The organism is Pseudomonas sp. RT6P73 (assembly GCF_054897715.1).
This window is the reverse complement of sequence record NZ_JBUBUV010000002.1, coordinates 6,295,336-6,313,144: the sequence shown is the minus strand read 5'-3', so window position 1 is coordinate 6,313,144 and position 17,809 is coordinate 6,295,336. Positions and strand designations below refer to the sequence as shown.

The following is a 17,809-nucleotide window of genomic DNA, read 5'->3' as shown; positions in this document are numbered from 1 at the left end:
GCCAGCCGTGTAGAATCGCGACATTCATCGCCAGTCATCCCCCGGCGGGTTTATGAGCTCAAGCTGAAGCGCGCGGCGATCCCGCAAAGTTATCGGCAACTTCCGGACACACGGCCATTTCTGAGTGTTCCAGACGTCAATAGAAGCTCACTTCCCTTTTGATACCTGATTAGCCGCCCGGAGTGCTTCATGCCTGATTACCGCTCGAAAACGTCCACCCATGGCCGCAACATGGCCGGCGCCCGCGCACTGTGGCGCGCCACGGGGATGAAAGATGACGACTTCAAAAAGCCGATCATCGCCATTGCCAACTCGTTCACCCAATTCGTACCGGGCCACGTCCACCTCAAGGACCTGGGCCAACTGGTCGCCCGCGAAATCGAACGCGCCGGCGGTGTAGCGAAAGAATTCAACACCATTGCCGTGGATGACGGCATCGCCATGGGCCACGACGGCATGCTGTATTCGCTGCCGAGCCGCGAGATCATCGCCGACTCCGTCGAGTACATGGTCAACGCCCACTGCGCCGACGCCATCGTCTGCATCTCCAACTGCGACAAGATCACCCCAGGCATGCTGATGGCTGCCCTGCGCCTGAACATCCCGGTGATCTTCGTCTCCGGCGGCCCGATGGAAGCCGGCAAGACCAAACTGGCCAGCCACGGTCTCGACCTCGTCGACGCCATGGTGATCGCCGCCGACTCCAGCGCTTCTGACGAGAAAGTCGCTGAGTACGAGCGCAGCGCCTGCCCGACCTGCGGCTCGTGCTCCGGCATGTTTACCGCCAACTCGATGAACTGCCTGGTTGAAGCACTGGGCCTGGCATTGCCCGGCAACGGTTCGACCCTGGCCACCCACAGCGACCGCGAGCAGCTGTTCCTGCAGGCCGGCCGCACCATCGTCGAGTTGTGCAAGCGTTACTACGGCGAGAACGACGAATCGGTATTGCCGCGCAACATCGCCAACTTCAAGGCGTTCGAAAACGCCATGACGCTGGACATCGCCATGGGCGGTTCCACCAACACCATCCTGCACTTGCTGGCCGCCGCCCAGGAAGCCGAGATCGATTTCGACCTGCGCGACATCGACCGTCTCTCCCGCCACGTGCCACAACTGTGCAAAGTCGCGCCGAACATCCAGAAGTACCACATGGAAGACGTGCACCGTGCCGGCGGGATCTTCAGCATCCTCGGTTCGCTGGCTCGTGGCGGTCTGCTGCACACCGACCTGCCGACCGTGCACAGCAAGACCCTAGCCGAAGGCATCGCCAAGTGGGACATCACCCAGACCGACGACGAAGCCGTGCATCACTTCTTCAAGGCCGGTCCTGCGGGCATCCCGACGCAAACCGCGTTCAGCCAGTCGACCCGCTATGAAACCCTGGACGACGATCGTGAAAACGGCTGCATCCGCAGTGTCGAGCACGCTTACTCGAAAGAAGGCGGCCTGGCCGTTCTGTACGGCAACATCGCGCTGGACGGCTGTGTGGTGAAAACCGCGGGCGTCGACGAGTCGATCCACGTCTTCGAAGGCAACGCGAAGATCTTCGAAAGCCAGGACAGCGCCGTACGCGGCATCCTCGCTGACGAAGTGAAGGCCGGCGACATCGTGATCATCCGTTACGAAGGCCCGAAAGGCGGCCCGGGCATGCAGGAAATGCTCTACCCGACGTCGTACCTGAAATCCAAAGGCCTGGGCAAAGCCTGCGCCCTGCTCACCGACGGTCGTTTCTCCGGCGGCACTTCGGGCCTGTCCATCGGCCACGCCTCGCCAGAAGCGGCTGCGGGCGGCGCGATTGGTCTGGTGCAGGACGGCGACAAAGTGCTGATCGACATTCCGAACCGTTCGATCAACCTGTTGATCAGCGACGAAGAAATGGCTGGGCGCCGTGCCGAGCAGGATCAGAAAGGCTGGAAACCGGTTGAGAAACGTCCACGCAAGGTGACTACCGCACTGAAGGCTTACGCTCTGTTGGCAACCAGCGCCGACAAAGGTGCTGTGCGTAACAAGGCGATGCTCGACGGGCTGTAAGCGTCAATCGCAGAAACAAAAATGCCCCGCCAAGTGCGGGGCATTTTTTTGTCTGACCGAAACCCGCCAAACGATGGAGATCATGTGGGAGCTGGCTTGCCTGCGAAGAGGCCGGCCCATCCAGCATTGACGTTGATTGACACACCGCATTCGCGGGCAAGCCCGCTCCCACAGGGATCTTTGGTGCTCACACAATCTGTGATTCACCCTAAACCTTGTGGGAGCGGGCTTGCCCGCGATTGAAGCGACTCGGTCTTACTGTATTTCTTCAGGCTTGACGATCACCCAGTTCTTGTCCGCCGTCACCGGCAACCCTTCCTTGGCCTGTGCTGCGGCGTGCTTGGCCATCATGCCGTTAATCTGGGTCATGTATTTGTCCTTGCGGTTGACCCACAAGTGGATGCCACCCTTGGCCACGTCGACGCTGTGGAACAGCATGAAACCGTCGCTGCTCGGAGTGTCGCCGCCCACCAGCACCGGTTTTTTCCACTCATCGATGTAGGTCAGGATCGCCGCTTGCTTACCCGCCATCCAGGTTGCCGGGGTCCACAGGTACGGGGTCAGTTCGAGGCCGAGGTTGGCCTTCTCGTCATACTTGCCCGCGGTGATTTGCTTGCGTGCTGTGGTCAACTCGCCGGACTTGGGGTCCTTGAGCAGCAGGCTCACGCCGATGACGTTTTGCGGTTTGACGTTGTAGCCGTACTTCGGATCGGAAGCGACCATGCGCACCAGCTCTTCGGAGGCCGCGGTCATCACGTAGACCTCGATGCCGTTCTCCATCAGCTTGTTGTACAGCTCGGTTTGACCGGTGAAGACTTTCGGCGGGTTGACGTCGAGTTTCTTGACCACATCGCCTTCGTAATAAGTGGCCGGCACCGGTTTGCCGGACGCCATCAACTCATCGACATAACCCTTGAGCTCTGCGAGCGTGAAGCCGGAGAACACCTGCGCGACCCATGGATAGCAAACCATGTCGTCGAGTTCGCAGAGGCGATAGTAGTAACTGAACAGGCTTTCCTTATGGTCGGCGGTGTCTTTGAACGGAATCAGTTTCAGGGAGGGGTCGAGTTTCTCGCGGGTGATCAGGCCTTTGTTTTCCATGTACGGCAGCAACGACTCTTCGAGGTCGTAGCGGTAACTGGTGTTGTCCATGTCGAACACTGCGTAGTTACCTTTGTTGGCGTTGGCCGCAATCATTGCGTCCAGCGCCTTGGCCTGATCGGCTGGCCAGTGTTTCAAATCCGTGGCAAAGGCTTGGCCGGCAAGGCCCAGACACAGTGCGGCAGCCAGAATTTTCGGTGCGAGTTTCATCGGCATGCTTTCCTTATTAAAAGACCCTGATGTAAAGACATCGACGCTAACAAATTTGTGTGACCGTCCCCGTCTGCCTGCGACCGTTAACGCACCTATTGCGCCAGCTGCATCCTTGACAGCGACATCGGCTTATTCCAAAAACGACAGTCAACAGAGTTTTTTGATATTAATTCATTGGAAATCAAGCTGTTAGGCTTGCCGGTTCGCAGCCACCCTGGAAGGTGGCTGGCACAAGTCTTATTGGAGTCCTTATGAATCTGCCGCTGATTCTCAATCTGCTGGTGTTCCTCGCCCTGCTGTTTGGCCTGGCGCAAACCCGTCACACCACCTGGAGCCTGGCGAAAAAAGTCCTGCTCGCACTGGTGCTCGGCGTGGCATTCGGTGTTGCCTTGCACACCATTTACGGTGCCGGCAACCCGGTGCTGAAAGCCTCGATCGGCTGGTTCGATCTGGTGGGCAACGGTTACGTGCAGCTGCTGCAAATGATCGTGATCCCGCTGGTGTTCGCCTCGATCCTCAGCGCCGTGGCGCGCCTGCATAACGCGTCGTCGCTGGGCAAGATCAGCTTCCTGACCATCGGCACGCTGCTGTTCACTACCGCCATCGCGGCGCTGATCGGTATCGGTTTGACCAACCTGTTCGGCCTGACCGCCGAAGGCCTGGTGGCCGGCACCCAGGAAATGGCCCGCCTGCAAACCATTCAGACCGACTACGCGGGCAAGGTCGCCGACCTGAATGTGCCGCAGCTGCTGTTGTCGTTCATTCCGCAAAACCCGTTCGCCGACCTGGCTCGCGCCAAGCCGACCTCAATCATCAGCGTGGTGATCTTTGCTGCGTTCCTTGGGGTCGCAGCGCTGCAACTGCTGAAAGATGACGTCGAAAAAGGTCAGAAAGTGATCAACGCCATCGACACCCTGCAAGCCTGGGTGATGCGCTTGGTGCGTCTGGTGATGAAGCTGACCCCGTACGGTGTGTTGGCGCTGATGACTAAAGTGGTCGCCGGTTCCAACCTGCAAGACATCATCAAGCTCGGCAGTTTTGTGGTGGTGTCCTACCTCGGCCTGGGTCTGATGTTTGTGGTCCATGGCCTGCTCGTGTCGGCGGCCGGGATCAACCCGCTGCGGTTTTTCCGCAAGATCTGGCCGGTGCTGACGTTTGCGTTCACCAGCCGCTCCAGCGCCGCGACGATTCCGCTGAGCATTGAAGCGCAAACCAGCCGCTTGGGCATCCCGCAATCCATCGCCAGTTTCGCCGCTTCGTTCGGCGCGACCATTGGCCAGAACGGCTGCGCCGGTCTATACCCGGCGATGTTGGCGGTGATGGTTGCGCCGACCGTAGGCATCAACCCGCTGGACCCGCTGTGGATCGCGACGCTGGTGGCGATTGTGACCTTGAGCTCGGCCGGTGTGGCGGGCGTGGGTGGCGGGGCGACGTTTGCCGCGCTGATCGTGTTGCCGGCGATGGGCTTGCCGGTGTCATTGGTGGCGTTGCTGATTTCGGTTGAGCCGCTGATCGATATGGGCCGCACGGCGTTGAACGTAAGCGGTTCGATCACGGCGGGGGCGATTACCAGCCAGATGATGCAGCAGACGGATAAAGAATTGCTGGATGCGGATGAGCATGCGGAGTTGGCTCACGCTTAAATTCTTTAGCGTCTGATCTGGCCTCATCACCAGCAGGCTGGCTCCCACAGGGATTTGGGGTGCTCACACAATCTGTGTTTCACCTCAGACCCACTGTGGGATTTAGCGTCTGATCTGGCCTCATCGCCAGCAGGCTGGCTCCCACAGGGATTTGGGGTGCTCACACAATCTGTGTTTCACCTCAGACCCACTGTGGGAGCCAGCCTGCTGGCGATGCTTTTAGGCTTTTTCCCAGACTTCGAAGTTGTACGCCGGTTTGTCATCCGAAGCCGGATTCTCGATGTTCGATACCAGCTTCCACTGCCCCAAATCAAACTCCGGAAACCACGCATCCCCCTCCGGGCTCAACGCCACGCGCGTCAGGTACAACCGATCCGCCTGCGCCATCCCCTGCGCATATAACTGCGCCCCGCCAATCAACATCACCTCGTCGACGCCCTGCTCCTTCGCCCATTCCTGCGCGCGAACCACGGCAGCCTCCAGCGACGGATAAACCTCCGCGCCTTCCAGCACCAGATCCGCCTGACGGCTGACCACGATGTTCAACCGGCCCGGCAGCGGACGACCGAGGGAATCCCAGGTCTTGCGACCCATGATGATCGGCTTGCCCAAGGTGGTGGCCTTGAAGTATTTGAAGTCCCCCGGCAAGTGCCAGGGCATGCTGTTGTCGACGCCGATCACACGGTTTTCACCGAGGGCTGCGATCAGGCTGAGGGGGAGTGATTTAGTCATGCCGGCGAGGATACCAGAGCCTCCCGTACCCCGATAAGCGCCACAGCGGTTATGCTCACAGCTCAATTGAGCGACGGGATGCTGCGTGACTGAACTGACTCCACTGCAAAACCTCTGGCTGACCGAGACGGTGCGCCTGCGTGAAGAACACGCCGGCCCCCTGGATGATCTGGAAGCCAACCGACTGGCCCGCAGCGCCGGCGGCGACCTGCCGACGCGCATTCAGCGCCGGGCCGTGTGGCTGGCCGAGCGCGACGGCTTGGCCGACGCCCTAAACCATTGGCTGCAAGGCGCGCGACTGGCGCTGATCGTCATGGCGGTGCTGGCCATCGTCAGCGGCGCTGGCCTGGCGTTCGCCGCGCTGGGTGACGGCCAGACCCCGGTGAATGTGTTCTGGGCCTTGGGCAGTCTGCTTGGGCTCAATCTGATTCTGCTGTTGAGCTGGGCGTTGGGGCTGGTGTTTGCCGGTGAACACGGCGCCAGCCTTGGACGCTTGTGGCTGTGGCTCAGCGAAAAACTCGCTCGCGATGCCAAAGCCGCGCAACTGGCGCCGGCCCTGCTGCTGTTATTGCAACGACAGAAACTCAATCGCTGGGCGATCGGCGTAATGGTCAACGGCTTGTGGTTGCTGGCGATGCTCAGCGCCCTGGCGATTTTGCTGACGCTCATGGCGACCCGGCGCTACGGCTTCGTCTGGGAAACCACTATTCTGCGCGGCGACACCTTCGTCGCCATGACCCAGGCCCTCGGCGCCCTGCCGGCCTTGCTCGGTTTCAGCGTGCCCACTGTGGAGATGATCCGCGCCAGTGGCGATGCCGCGCTGAACATCGAAAGCGCTCGCCAGGCCTGGGCCGGGTGGCTCGTCGGCGTGTTGCTGGTCTACGGCGTGTTGCCGCGTCTGTTGCTGATGGTGTTTTGCCGGTGGCGCTGGAAATCCGGCCAAGCGGCTTTGCGCCTGGATTTGAACCTGCCCGGTTATGCCCAATTGCGCGAACGCCTGATGCCCACCAGCGAGCGCCTCGGCATCAGCGATGCCGCGCCTGCGCAACTGCATCGTGTGGAAAGCGGTGTCAGTGAACAGCAAAGCGATGGCGCGCTGCTGGTGGCCATCGAGCTGGACGATCAACGCCCGTGGCCGCCGCAGCTGCCGAAAACCGTGAACAACGCCGGCATTCTCGACAGCCGCGAGTCGCGCAACAAACTGCTCGAACAGCTGAGTCGCTTTCCCCCGGCACGCCTGGTGATTGCCTGCGATCCGCGACGCTCACCAGACCGTGGCAGCCTGGCACTGATCGCCGAACTGGCGCGCAATGCCGCCGCCACCCGCGTCTGGTTGCTGCAAGCGCCGCCCGGCGAAGCACTGGACGCCGAACGCCTCGGCGACTGGCATGTGGCGCTGCAACAGCTGGACCTGCCGTTCGCCGATTGCGTGCCCGTGAATTGGCTGGAGACCGGTCATGACTAACGCCTGGAAAGCGCCCTTGAAGCTGGCCGTGGTCGGTCACACCAACGTCGGCAAAACCTCGTTGCTGCGCACGCTGACCCGGGATGTCGGTTTCGGCGAAGTGTCCCACCGCCCGAGCACCACCCGCCACGTCGAAGGCGCACGGTTGTCGGTGGACGGCGAGCCGCTGCTCGATCTCTACGACACGCCGGGCCTTGAAGATGCCATCGCCCTGCTCGACTACCTCGAACGCCTGGAACGTCCCGGCGAACGCCTCGACGGCCCGGCACGACTGGCACGGTTCCTGGAGGGCAGCGAAGCCCGGCAGCGCTTTGAACAGGAAGCCAAAGTGCTGCGCCAATTGCTCGCCTCGGACGCCGGCCTCTATGTGATCGACGCCCGGGAGCCGGTGCTGGCCAAGTACCGCGACGAACTGGAAGTGCTGGCCAGTTGCGGCAAACCGCTGCTGCCGGTGCTGAATTTCGTCAGCAGCGCCAACCATCGCGAACCGGATTGGCGTGAAGCCCTGGCGCGCTTGGGCTTGCATGCCCTGGTGCGTTTCGACAGCGTCGCGCCGTCCGAGGATGGCGAACGCCGACTCTATGAAAGTCTCGCCTTGCTGCTGGAAAACTCTCGCGAACAATTGGAGCGCCTGATCGCCGATCAACAGGCCCAGCGCCTGGCCCGCCAGCAAAGTGCGGCGCGGCTGATTGCCGAATTGCTGATCGATTGCGCCGCGTGCCGGCGCAGCGTGGTCAGCGATGCTGAGCAGGAACAACAAGCGATCAGCGAACTGCGCAAAGACGTTCGGCAACGGGAACAGCGCTGCGTGGAAGGCTTGCTCAAGCTTTACGCCTTCCGTCCACAGGACGCGGCGGCCAGTGATCTGCCGCTGCTCGATGGTCGTTGGGGCGATGATTTGTTCAACCCGGAAACCCTCAAGCAACTCGGCGTGAGAGTCGGCGGTGGCATCGCGGCCGGCGCGGCCGCCGGTGCCGGGGTCGACTTGCTGGTGGGCGGCCTGACCCTCGGCGCCGCGGCGCTGGCCGGCGCGATTGCCGGCGGTGCGCTGCAAACCGCTCGCAGTTATGGCAGCCGGTTAATGGGTAAGATCAGAGGCCAGCGAGAGTTGACGGTCGACGACAGCGTGCTGCGGCTATTGGCATTACGTCAGCGGCAACTGCTGCAAGCGCTGAATGCACGCGGACACGCGGCAATGGACAGCATTCAAGTGGCCAAGCCGCAGGACAAGACCTGGCGCGAAGGCAAACTGCCCGAAGCCCTGAACAAGGCTCGGGCGCATCCGCAGTGGTCGTCGTTGAATCCTCATCCCAAGTTGAGTCAGGCGGAAAGGCAGGAGCAAATCGAGATGTTGGCACAGCAACTTTAAAGCTGAGGTGTTTGGGCCGGCCCCATCGCGGGCAAGCCCGCTCCCACAGGATTTGCGTTAGACACTGGTTCTGTAGTCACTACGGAACCTGTGGGAGCGGGCTTGCCCGCGATGGCAGCGACTCGGTTCTCGAGCTATTACGCAGCCAACAGCCGCAACGCCTTGTCCTTCAAAACACCCAGATCAATCACCGGCACCCACATCTCCTTGGCCAACTCATCCCACTGCCGCATGCGCAAACTGACTTCGCACAATGGGTCCTGTTCGAAGGCTTCAGCCTCGGCAGGTGTCATCACCCCGCCCTGATATTCCAGGGTCCGGCGGCTGGCTTCGCTCAATCGCTCGTAGTACCCGGGCTCTTTGAGTGTCAGATAACGCTTGGCCTGAACGTGGTACTCCACCAGCCGCGCCATGCGCTCGCTGAAACCTGCGCGACGCAAGTAATCGGCGCCCAGACGCTCGTGGCTGACCACGCCGAAACCGCCCATGTTCTGCGCGCTGTCGGTGCAGATATGCCCGATGTCATGGAAGAACGCGGCCAGCACCACTTCATCATCGAAGCCTTCCGCCATGGCCAATTCCGCAGCCTGGGACATGTGCTCGATCTGCGACACCGGCTCGCCGATGTAATCGCTGTCGCCAAAGCGCTCGTATAAACCGAACACCTCGGCAATCACTTGTTCATGACGCGCCATCAATCTTCCCCCAACACGTGAGCGACATTACGTTCAGCCATCGCCGGCCCGACACTCATGCCGACCCCTGTGTGCATCAGCGCCACGCTCACACCTGGCATCGGCCGCAAGAACGAGAACGGCCCCGGTCCCCGTGACCCATAGACACCCTGCCAGCGCTCAACCACTTGCACCTTGCAACCCAGGGTTTGTTCAGCGAGTGCGATCATCCAGTTGTCCACTTGCTCGGCATTGAACGGTGACGGATCGCTGCCGTAATGGTGGGAGTCGCCGATGATCAGTTCGCCGTAAGGCGTCGGGCTGATCAGCAGGTGGATACCGTTTTCATGCAGGTGCGGTTCCTCGCGCAGGATCTGCGCCTGTACCGCCGCCGCTTCCGGCAGATCGGCGAAGGCGCCGTAGTGCACGCAACTCAAACCGGTGAGCAACGCGTGTTGCAGATTGAGGTTGATCTGCGGTCGGGCGCGGAGCATTTGCAGGCGGCAGATTTGCGGGTTAAGCGTGGCAATCGGCTCGGCCAGCAACGTCTGATAATCGTGGCCGGAACAGACGATGATCTGCTCGGCGCTGAAAGTGCCGGCGGTGCTGTGCAGCCGACCCGGTTCGATGTCGCGCACCAACGTGGAAAAGTGAAACCCGACGCCGAGTTCGCGGCGCAGGTAGTCGATCAGCGCCGGAATCGCTTCGCGGGAATACAGTTGCTGATCGTCCATGCCGTGCAACGCGGCGCGGTGATGGCGGAACTGGCCGCCGTACAAATCCCGTAACGCAGCGCCGCGCAGCAGGTCGACGCGATAACCGTGCTCTACGGCGCGGCCGGCGCAGAAGGCTTCCAGCAGGTGTTCTTCGGCTTCGGTGCGGGCGAACAGGTACGAGCCGTTGCGTTTGAGTTGCAGGCCGGCCAGTTGCGCCCATTGGCCCCAGATCTCACGGCTGGCTTTGGCCAGTTCGAGCATCGGGCCCGGTGGTTGGCCGGTGACGAGGGCCTGACCGAAGTTGCGGACCGAGGCGCCCAGGGGAGTTTCGCTGCGTTCGAAAACCGTGACTTTGAGGCCGCGTCTGGCGGCGGCGTAGGCGTGGGACAGGCCGAGGATGCCGGCGCCTACGATCAGCATGTCGTTGTGGTGTGTCATGAAGTTGTCCTGAATTCGAAGCTGCCTTCGCGGGCAAGCCTCGCTCCTACAGGAATACGCGATCATCTGTAGGAGCGAGGCTTGCCCGCGAAGGGGCCCTGTCAGCCGATGAAGATCTTACTTGGCAGCCACTTTCTCGGACTTGCCGTCATAACGCTTGCGCCACTCGGTCAGGATCTCGTCGCGATTCTTCGAGGCCCAGGCAAAGTCGTTCTTGATCAAACGCTGCTCATAATCCGCCGGCAATTCAGTCTGAGGCTTGGCAATACCCGGCTGAGCGAGCACAGCGAAGTTTTCTTTATAAAGCTCCATGGCCGCAGGACTTGCCGAGAAGTCAGCCAGTTTCTTCGCCGCCTCTTCATGCGGCGTGCCCTTGATCACAGCGGTCGCTTCGATCTCCCAGCCCAGGCCTTCCTTCGGCAGGATGATGTCCAGCGGTGCGCCCTGGCGCTTCAACTGAACCGCCGGGTATTCGAAGGAAATACCGATCGGAAACTCACCCGCCGCAGCCAGTTTGCAAGGCTTGGAACCGGAATGAACGTACTGGCCGATGTTCTGGTGCAGGTCGTCCATGTACTGCCAGCCCTGCTTCTCGCCGAAGGTTTGCAGCCAAGCGCTGACGTCGAGGAAACCGGTGCCGGACGAGGCCGGGTTCGGCATCACGATCTTGCCTTTGTACTCAGGCTTGGTCAGGTCTTGCCAGCTCACAGGTTTGGTCAAACCCTGCTTCTCGGCTTCGACGGTGTTGAAGCAAATGGTCGCAGCCCAGACGTCCATGCCGACCCACGCTGGCGGGTTGGCGGCATCGCGGTAGTTGCCGCCGATCTTGCCCAGGTCCTTTGGCGCGTAGCTTTGCAGCATGCCTTGCTGATCGAGGATCGCCAGGCTCGACGCGGCCAGGCCCCAGACGGCATCAGCCTGTGGGCGGGCTTTTTCGGCCAGCAGTTTGGCGGTGATGATGCCGGTGGAATCGCGCACCCACTTGATCTCGATGTCCGGGTTGGCTTTTTCGAAGGCTTCTTTATAGGTCTTCAGTTGTTCGGCTTCGAGGGCGGTGTACACCGTCAACTCGGTTTGCGCCGCAAAGGCGTTCAGGCTGAAAGCGGTGAGGACAGCAGCGGCCAGGGCCAGGGGCTTGAACATGATCTTTTCCTGTTTTGAGTTGAGGGTGTAAGTCAGTTGCCAGGCGCTGTCTGCCGCCACGCCTGTGCTTTTATGGGGACAGATTTATTTACCAGGCGCGGTCTGCCGCCAGGCCTGGGAGCGGCGCAGCAAACCGCGCGAGGCCCAGGCCAGCAGCAGGGACACGCCCGCCGAAGTGAACAGAATCAAAGTCGACATCGCCGCCGCGCCGCCGACATTGCCGGCGTCATCCATGTTCAGCACCGCCACCGCCGCGAGGATGGTGTCGGGGCTGTAGAGGAAGATCGCCGCCGAAACGGTGGTCATCGCCGAGACGAACAGGTAGCGCACGATGTCCAGCAGCGCCGGCAGGCAAATCGGCACGGTGACCCGCAGGTAGTGCCGATACAGCGGCGCCTTGAGCGACAACGCGGCGGCTTCGAACTCGGCATCGAGTTGGCGCAGCGCCGTGGTCGCAGTCATTTGCGCGGTGGTCAAATAGTGAGCAATGGTGCAGACCACCAGCAGGGTCATGGTCCCGTAGAGCACATGCAGCGGGTTGCCGCTGAGGTTGAAGAAGAAGACATAACCCAGGCCCAACACCAGACCCGGCACAGCCATCGGCACGAAACTGAGCATGCGCAGGGTCAGGTTCAGTCCGCGCTGGCCCTTGGTTTTTTCCATCAAGTAGGCGCCGGTGAAGATCAGCACGCTGCCGATCAACGCCGTGCACAAGGCCATCTTCACGCTGTTGCCATAGGCCAGCCAGCCGCCGCCCGCCGTGTCGTTGAACTGGTAGTGGTTGAGCGACAGCGACAGGTTGTACGGCCAGAATTTCACCAGCGAGGAGAACACCGCCATGCCGAACACCAGCAGCAACACCGCGCAGATCAGCAACACGATCGCCAGGTAGCAACCGTCCCGCAGTTTCGACGGTGCCGGTTGAAACACCTGGGCCCGGCCACTCATGGAATCGCCGTGACGCCGACGTAACCAGGCATCGACCCCGAAACTGAACAATGCCGGCAGCAACAGGACCATGCCGATCAACGCGCCGCGGCCGAATTGTTGCTGGCCGACCACAGCCTTGTAGGCTTCCAGCGCCAGCACCTGATAATCGCCACCGACCACCACAGGCACGCCGAAGTCGGTGATGGTCAGGGTGAACACCAGGCAGAACGCCGCGAACACCGCCTGACGGGTCGCCGGCCAGGTGATGCTGCGAAAGGCTTTCGCCGGACTGGCGCCCATGCTGGAGGCGGCATCGAACAGTCGCGCATCCGCCAGGGAAAGCGCCGACAGAAGAATCATCAGTGCGTGTGGGAAGGTGTAGATGACCTCACCCAGAACAATGCCCCAGAAACCGTAGATATTGTCCGAGAGCAAACCACGCAACATGCCCTGATTGCCGAACAGATACACCAGCGCAATGCCCGGCAGCATCGACGGCGCCATCAGCGGCAACAACGACATCCCGCGCCAGATCCCTTTGCCGGGGATCAGCGTGCGTTGCAGTGCGTAGGCAAACAGGTAAGCCAGCGGTACGACAATCGCCGCGACGCTGAGGGAAACTTTCAGGCTATTGCCGAGCAGCCAATGAAAGTTCGCACTGGTCACCAGCTCACGAGCGGCGACCAGACCACCGCCCTGCCCCGCTTCAGAACTGAAGCCGCGCCAGAAGATCGCCAGCAACGGCATCAACACCGCGATGCCGAGCAGCACCAGCAAAAGGACTTTGCCGCCGACCACGAACACCCGGTCGCCGATCTCGGCACGGGAGGTCTGCCGAACCTGCTTGTGCGGGATCGGCAGCGCGATGTTCGCGCTCATCAGGCAAACACCTGCAGGCTGCGCGGTGGCAAGGCGACCATGATTTGCTGCGCGCCAAGACGCGGCATCGCTTCCGGCGCGAGTTCGGCCAGCAGTGCATGACCCGGCAGTTGATCGAGTTCGAAGCTCATGCGGCAGCGGTTGCCGAGGAAGGTGATCTCGCGAACCTTGGCCGGGAACAGGTTTTCTTCATGCACCAGCGGGTTGACGTTGATCGCTTCCGGGCGGCAGAACAGACGGCCCGACGTGGTTTTAGCGCTGCCATCCGCCAGGCGCATGCTCATCCCGCCGACTTGGGCGTGGCTGTCGCTGCTGCGGTTGAACGGCAACCAATTGCCCTGGCCGACAAACTCCGCCACAAACGGTGTCGCCGGACGGTCGTAGATTTCCTGCGGCGTGGCGTACTGCTCGACCTTACCGTTGTTCATCACGGCGATGCGGTCGGCCATCAGCATAGCCTCGTCCTGATTGTGCGTGACCATCAGGGTGGTAACGCCGAGGTTGCGTTGCAGTTGACGCAGCTCGGTGCACAGATGCTCGCGAACCCGGGCGTCGAGGGCCGACATCGGTTCGTCGAGCAGCAACAACGAGGGCGCCGGCGCCAACGCCCGGGCCAGTGCGACACGCTGCTGTTGGCCGCCAGACAATTGGCCGGGATACTTTTTCTCGCTGCCGATCAGGCCGACCAGTTCCAGCATCTGACCCACGCGCTTGCGCACTTCATCGCGACCACTGCCGGCGAGGCCGTAGGCAATGTTCGCTTCGACGGTGAGATTGGGGAACAGCGCGTAGGACTGGAAGAGAATGCCGTAGTCCCGCGCCTGGGGTGCCAGGTGGGAAACGTCGCGATCGCCGAGGTACAACTCGCCGCTGTCTTGTTTCTCCAGACCGGCAATGCAGCGCAGCAAGGTGGTTTTGCCACAGCCCGACGGGCCCAGCAGGCACACCAGTTCACCGGCGGCGACGTCGAGGGAAACATTGTCCAGCGCAGTGAAGGCGCCAAAGCGCTTCTGCACGCCGCGCACTTTCATCGGGGCGCCGGGGTGGGTCAGGGCAGTTGCGATCGAGTGGTTCATGGACAGACCTCATCAAGCAGATGAGAGCCATCCTAGGTATGTAATGCGTCGGTCATATGGCAGTGAGGCAAAAACGGCTGATAGTGGTATTCAGGGATTTGGGTTGGGGGTTCAAGTCATGCGTTGGCTGATCTGACGCCTTCGCGGGCAAGCCTCGCTCCTACAGGTCGATCGCATTCCCCTGTAGGAGCGAGGCTTGCCCGCGAAGAGGCCAGACCAGTCACCACAACTTTTAGGCCGGAGCCATTTCCTGCGCCAACCCGAGAAACGCCGCCGGCAGCCGAGCGTTCTTTCTCTCTTTCAGGCAGTACAAATACTCGGGAATCTGCGGCGCATTCTCAATTGTCAGCACGCGCAGTTGCGGGTCATGCGGCACTTCCTGCCGGGCGATGATGCTGATGCCGATGTTGCGCAGCACCGCCTCACGAATCGATTCACGGCTGCCAATCTCCAGCAGCGGCCCGAAACTCACCCCGGCGCTGGCGAGCAACTCTTCGGTCAATCGCCGAGTGGTCGAGCCGGACTCACGCATCAACAACGTATGCCCGGCCAACGCACTCAGCGGCACATGATCATGCACCGCCAGCGGATGATTGCGATGCACCGCCAGCACCAGCGGATCGCTGCCGAGCACCCGACGAATCAATCGCGCATCGTCGAGCAACTGCGAGGACGCCGCGACGTCGACCCGGTAATCCTCCAGCGCCTCCAGCACCTGCTGGGAGTTGCCGATCTCCACCGACACTTCCACCTGCGGCAGGCGCTCGCGGAAGGTCTTCACCAGGTCCAGGATGTAATACGGCGCCGTGGCGGCGATGCGTAACGTGCCCTGGACCTGGCCGCTGTTGCGCAGGAAAAACTCGATGTCGGCTTCCTGCTGCAGCAGCGCCTTGACCATCGGCAGCAACCGCGCGCCTTCCTCACTGACACTGAGGCGGCGGCCGCCACGGTAGAACAGTTCAACCGAGTACTGGCTTTCCAGATGGCGGATCTGCGTGGTCACCGTGGGTTGACTCAGGCCGAGTTTTTTCGCCGCCAGGGTAATGCTGCCCAGGCGGGCAACCATGTAAAACGCCTTCAGCTCAGCACTCAGCACACCCGCCCCTCTCGATTATTTGCGCAGCAGGCGCAAACCGTTGAACACCACCAACAGGCTCACGCCCATGTCAGCGAACACCGCCATCCACATGGTGGCGATCCCGGCGAACGTTACCCCAAGAAAGAGCGCCTTGGTGACTAAAGCGAGGGCGATGTTCTGTTTGAGGATGCTCGACGTCTGCCGCGACAGGCGGATGAACGCGGGAATCTTGCGCAGATCGTCGTCCATCAGGGCGACATCGGCGGTCTCGATGGCAGTATCGGTGCCGGCCGCAGCCATCGCGAAACCGATCTCGGCCCGGGCCAGTGCTGGCGCATCGTTGATGCCGTCGCCGACCATGCCCACGTTACGCCCCTGTGCATAAAGGGCTTCGATGGCTTGCAACTTGTCGGTCGGCAGCAGATCGCCTCTGGCCTCGTCGATGCCGACTTGCGCGGCAATCGCTTGGGCGGTGTGGACGTTGTCGCCGGTCAGCATCAGGGTTTTGATGCCCAGATTGTGCAGTTGCTGGATCGCTTCGCGACTGGATTCCTTGACCGTATCCGCCACGGCGAACAGCGCCAGTGGGCCGGACTTGTCGAGCAACAGCACGACGGACTTGCCCTGTTTTTCCAGTGCAAACAGCTTTTCTTCCAGCGCAGGCGAACACAGGCCCAGATCTTCCACCAGACGGTGGTTGCCCAAGTGGTAGGTCTGACCGTTGATGTCACCGCGAACGCCACGCCCGGCCAGGGCTTCGAAGTTATCCACAGCAAGTGGCGCCAATTGTTTATCCACAGCCGCATTGGCGATGGCCAGCGACACCGGGTGATCCGAGCGACCGGCCAACGCCGCCGCAATCGCTGGGGCGGATGCGTCAGCGGTAGGATCAAGCGACAAATAATCGGTCTGCACCGGTTTGCCGTGGGTGATCGTGCCGGTCTTGTCCAAGGCCAGGTAATCAAGCTTGTAACCGCCCTCAAGGTAAACACCGCCCTTCACCAGGATGCCTTTGCGCGCCGCCGCTGCGAGGCCGCTGACGATGGTCACCGGGGTGGAAATCACCAAGGCGCACGGGCAAGCGACCACCAGCAAGACCAACGCCCGGTAGATCCAGTCGAACCAGACGGCGCCCATGAACAGCGGCGGGATCACCGCCACCGCCAAGGCGAGGACGAACACCGCCGGGGTATAGATTTTCGAGAACTGATCGACGAAGCGCTGGGTCGGTGCCCGCGCGCCCTGGGCCTGTTCCACGGCGTGGATGATCCGAGCCAGGGTCGAATTATTGGCCGCAGCGGTCACGGTGTATTCCAGCGAGCCTGCCTGGTTGATGGTACCGGCGAAGACTTTATCGCCCACAGTTTTCTCGATCGGCAGGCTTTCGCCGGTGATCGGCGCCTGATCGATGGTCGAACTGCCCGATACCACTTCGCCGTCCAGGCCAATCCGCTCGCCGGGACGTACCCGCACTCGTGCACCGAGTTCGATGGTTTTGACGTCTTGCTCGACCCAACTGCCGTCGGCTTGCTGCACCGTGGCCTGTTCCGGGGTCATCTGCATCAAACCGCCAATGGCATTGCGCGCCCGGTCCAGCGACTTCGCTTCGATCAACTCGGCCACGGTGAACAGGAACATCACCATCGCCGCTTCCGGCCATTGGCCGATCAGGACCGCGCCGGTCACCGCGATGCTCATCAACGCGTTGATGTTCAGGTTGAGGTTTTTGAGCGCGATCCAGCCTTTCTTGTAAGTGGTGAGGCCGCCACTGAGGATCGAAATCAGCGCGATGATTGCCACCACCCACGTCGGCGCGGCGTTGGTGAAGTGGATAACTTCTGCAGCCAGCGCACCCACACCGGACAGCGCCAAGGGCCACCAGTGCTTTTTCTCAGGGATCGGCGCGGGCGCTTCGGCACCCTGCTCCATCGGTTCGGCCACCATACCCAGCGACTTGATCGCCTCAATGATCGGCACAGTGCTCGGCAGGTCATGGGTCACGCCCAGTACCCGATTGATCAGGTTGAATTCCAGTTGCTGCACACCCGCAAGCTTGCCCAGTTTGTTCTGGATCAGCGTCTGCTCGGTCGGGCAGTCCATGGCGTCGATGCGGAAACTGCTCAGCCGTGCGCCGTCGGTCGGCTTGTCGTTCAACTTGATCAGCGAAGGCGCTGGCGCTTTCGAAGAACAGCAGGAATCCCCATGGCCGCCATGCTCGTGTTTCTGCACAGGCTGCAGCTTGTGGCTGTGATCGTGATCGTGATCGTGATCGTGATCGTGATCAGCCTCGGGTTTGTGGGTGTGAAGGGAATCGCTCATTG

Annotated in this window: 13 protein-coding genes; 4 read left to right on the top strand and 9 right to left on the bottom strand. The window is 61.5% G+C overall.

Annotated elements, in window-relative coordinates:
• Window positions 1–189 precede the first annotated feature (189 nt).
• Entirely contained in the window at window positions 190–2,031 is a 1,842-nt protein-coding gene (gene ilvD, locus ACYZT6_RS29010) for a dihydroxy-acid dehydratase (RefSeq protein ID WP_462029616.1), read from the top strand.
• Window positions 2,032–2,286: 255 nt separating this feature from the next.
• Here the strand turns inward: ilvD and ACYZT6_RS29005 are convergent, their stop codons facing one another.
• Window positions 2,287–3,342 carry an HAD family hydrolase gene (locus ACYZT6_RS29005; RefSeq protein ID WP_462029615.1) on the bottom strand — a complete coding sequence of 352 codons (1,056 nt, stop codon included), beginning with the start codon at window positions 3,340–3,342 and terminating at the stop codon, window positions 2,287–2,289.
• A gap of 254 nt (window positions 3,343–3,596) precedes the next feature.
• On the opposite strand from ACYZT6_RS29005, the gene ACYZT6_RS29000 reads away from it, so the two are divergent.
• Window positions 3,597–4,988: an L-cystine transporter gene (locus ACYZT6_RS29000; protein WP_462029614.1), complete on the top strand. Its 1,392-nt coding sequence runs from the start codon at window positions 3,597–3,599 to the stop codon at window positions 4,986–4,988.
• A gap of 219 nt (window positions 4,989–5,207) precedes the next feature.
• Here the strand turns inward: ACYZT6_RS29000 and ACYZT6_RS28995 are convergent, their stop codons facing one another.
• Window positions 5,208–5,720: a dihydrofolate reductase gene (locus tag ACYZT6_RS28995; RefSeq protein WP_462029613.1), complete on the bottom strand. Its 513-nt coding sequence runs from the start codon at window positions 5,718–5,720 to the stop codon at window positions 5,208–5,210.
• Window positions 5,721–5,805: 85 nt separating this feature from the next.
• Here ACYZT6_RS28995 and ACYZT6_RS28990 point away from each other — a divergent pair, with 85 nt between their 5' ends.
• Complete coding sequence (locus ACYZT6_RS28990) at window positions 5,806–7,185, top strand: DUF2868 domain-containing protein (RefSeq protein WP_462029612.1); 1,380 nt, start codon at window positions 5,806–5,808, stop codon at window positions 7,183–7,185.
• Window positions 7,178–8,554, top strand: coding sequence for a GTPase/DUF3482 domain-containing protein (locus tag ACYZT6_RS28985; RefSeq protein WP_462029611.1), 1,377 nt, complete (start codon window positions 7,178–7,180; stop codon window positions 8,552–8,554). Before ACYZT6_RS28990 ends, ACYZT6_RS28985 begins: the two co-directional genes overlap by 8 nt.
• A gap of 137 nt (window positions 8,555–8,691) precedes the next feature.
• Here the strand turns inward: ACYZT6_RS28985 and ACYZT6_RS28980 are convergent, their stop codons facing one another.
• From ACYZT6_RS28980 to ACYZT6_RS28950, 7 genes are all read right to left on the bottom strand, one after another.
• On the bottom strand, window positions 8,692–9,249 hold the full coding sequence (locus ACYZT6_RS28980) for a phosphonate degradation HD-domain oxygenase (RefSeq protein WP_462029610.1): 558 nt from the start codon (window positions 9,247–9,249) through the stop codon (window positions 8,692–8,694).
• Window positions 9,249–10,382 carry a TIGR03364 family FAD-dependent oxidoreductase gene (locus ACYZT6_RS28975; RefSeq protein ID WP_462029609.1) on the bottom strand — a complete coding sequence of 378 codons (1,134 nt, stop codon included), beginning with the start codon at window positions 10,380–10,382 and terminating at the stop codon, window positions 9,249–9,251. The genes ACYZT6_RS28980 and ACYZT6_RS28975 overlap by 1 nt, the downstream gene beginning before the upstream one ends.
• A gap of 117 nt (window positions 10,383–10,499) precedes the next feature.
• Window positions 10,500–11,525: a putative 2-aminoethylphosphonate ABC transporter substrate-binding protein gene (locus ACYZT6_RS28970; RefSeq protein ID WP_462029608.1), complete on the bottom strand. Its 1,026-nt coding sequence runs from the start codon at window positions 11,523–11,525 to the stop codon at window positions 10,500–10,502.
• 84 nt (window positions 11,526–11,609) lie between these two features.
• Complete coding sequence (locus ACYZT6_RS28965; protein WP_462029607.1) at window positions 11,610–13,334, bottom strand: putative 2-aminoethylphosphonate ABC transporter permease subunit; 1,725 nt, start codon at window positions 13,332–13,334, stop codon at window positions 11,610–11,612.
• Entirely contained in the window at window positions 13,334–14,410 is a 1,077-nt protein-coding gene (locus ACYZT6_RS28960; protein ID WP_462029606.1) for a putative 2-aminoethylphosphonate ABC transporter ATP-binding protein, read from the bottom strand. The genes ACYZT6_RS28965 and ACYZT6_RS28960 overlap by 1 nt, the downstream gene beginning before the upstream one ends.
• A 232-nt stretch (window positions 14,411–14,642) precedes the next feature.
• Window positions 14,643–15,506: a LysR family transcriptional regulator gene (locus tag ACYZT6_RS28955; RefSeq protein ID WP_462029605.1), complete on the bottom strand. Its 864-nt coding sequence runs from the start codon at window positions 15,504–15,506 to the stop codon at window positions 14,643–14,645.
• A 15-nt stretch (window positions 15,507–15,521) separates the two neighbouring features.
• Window positions 15,522–17,807 (bottom strand): heavy metal translocating P-type ATPase, encoded by a 2,286-nt coding sequence (locus ACYZT6_RS28950; RefSeq protein ID WP_462029604.1) that lies wholly within the window; start codon window positions 17,805–17,807, stop codon window positions 15,522–15,524.
• Window positions 17,808–17,809 lie beyond the last annotated feature (2 nt).

What these genes read in the sequence shown, in the direction of transcription:
- ilvD (WP_462029616.1), top strand. Translation starts at nt 190, where the DNA reads ATGCCTGATTACCGCTCGAAAACGTCCACCCATGGCCGCAACATGGCC.
- ACYZT6_RS28960 (WP_462029606.1), bottom strand. Translation starts at nt 14,410, where the DNA reads ATGAACCACTCGATCGCAACTGCCCTGACCCACCCCGGCGCCCCGATG.
- ACYZT6_RS28950 (WP_462029604.1), bottom strand. Translation starts at nt 17,807, where the DNA reads ATGAGCGATTCCCTTCACACCCACAAACCCGAGGCTGATCACGATCAC.
- ACYZT6_RS29000 (WP_462029614.1), top strand. Translation starts at nt 3,597, where the DNA reads ATGAATCTGCCGCTGATTCTCAATCTGCTGGTGTTCCTCGCCCTGCTG.
- ACYZT6_RS28970 (WP_462029608.1), bottom strand. Translation starts at nt 11,525, where the DNA reads ATGTTCAAGCCCCTGGCCCTGGCCGCTGCTGTCCTCACCGCTTTCAGC.
- ACYZT6_RS28980 (WP_462029610.1), bottom strand. Translation starts at nt 9,249, where the DNA reads ATGGCGCGTCATGAACAAGTGATTGCCGAGGTGTTCGGTTTATACGAG.
- ACYZT6_RS28975 (WP_462029609.1), bottom strand. Translation starts at nt 10,382, where the DNA reads ATGACACACCACAACGACATGCTGATCGTAGGCGCCGGCATCCTCGGC.
- ACYZT6_RS28995 (WP_462029613.1), bottom strand. Translation starts at nt 5,720, where the DNA reads ATGACTAAATCACTCCCCCTCAGCCTGATCGCAGCCCTCGGTGAAAAC.
- ACYZT6_RS28965 (WP_462029607.1), bottom strand. Translation starts at nt 13,334, where the DNA reads ATGAGCGCGAACATCGCGCTGCCGATCCCGCACAAGCAGGTTCGGCAG.
- ACYZT6_RS29005 (WP_462029615.1), bottom strand. Translation starts at nt 3,342, where the DNA reads ATGAAACTCGCACCGAAAATTCTGGCTGCCGCACTGTGTCTGGGCCTT.
- ACYZT6_RS28985 (WP_462029611.1), top strand. Translation starts at nt 7,178, where the DNA reads ATGACTAACGCCTGGAAAGCGCCCTTGAAGCTGGCCGTGGTCGGTCAC.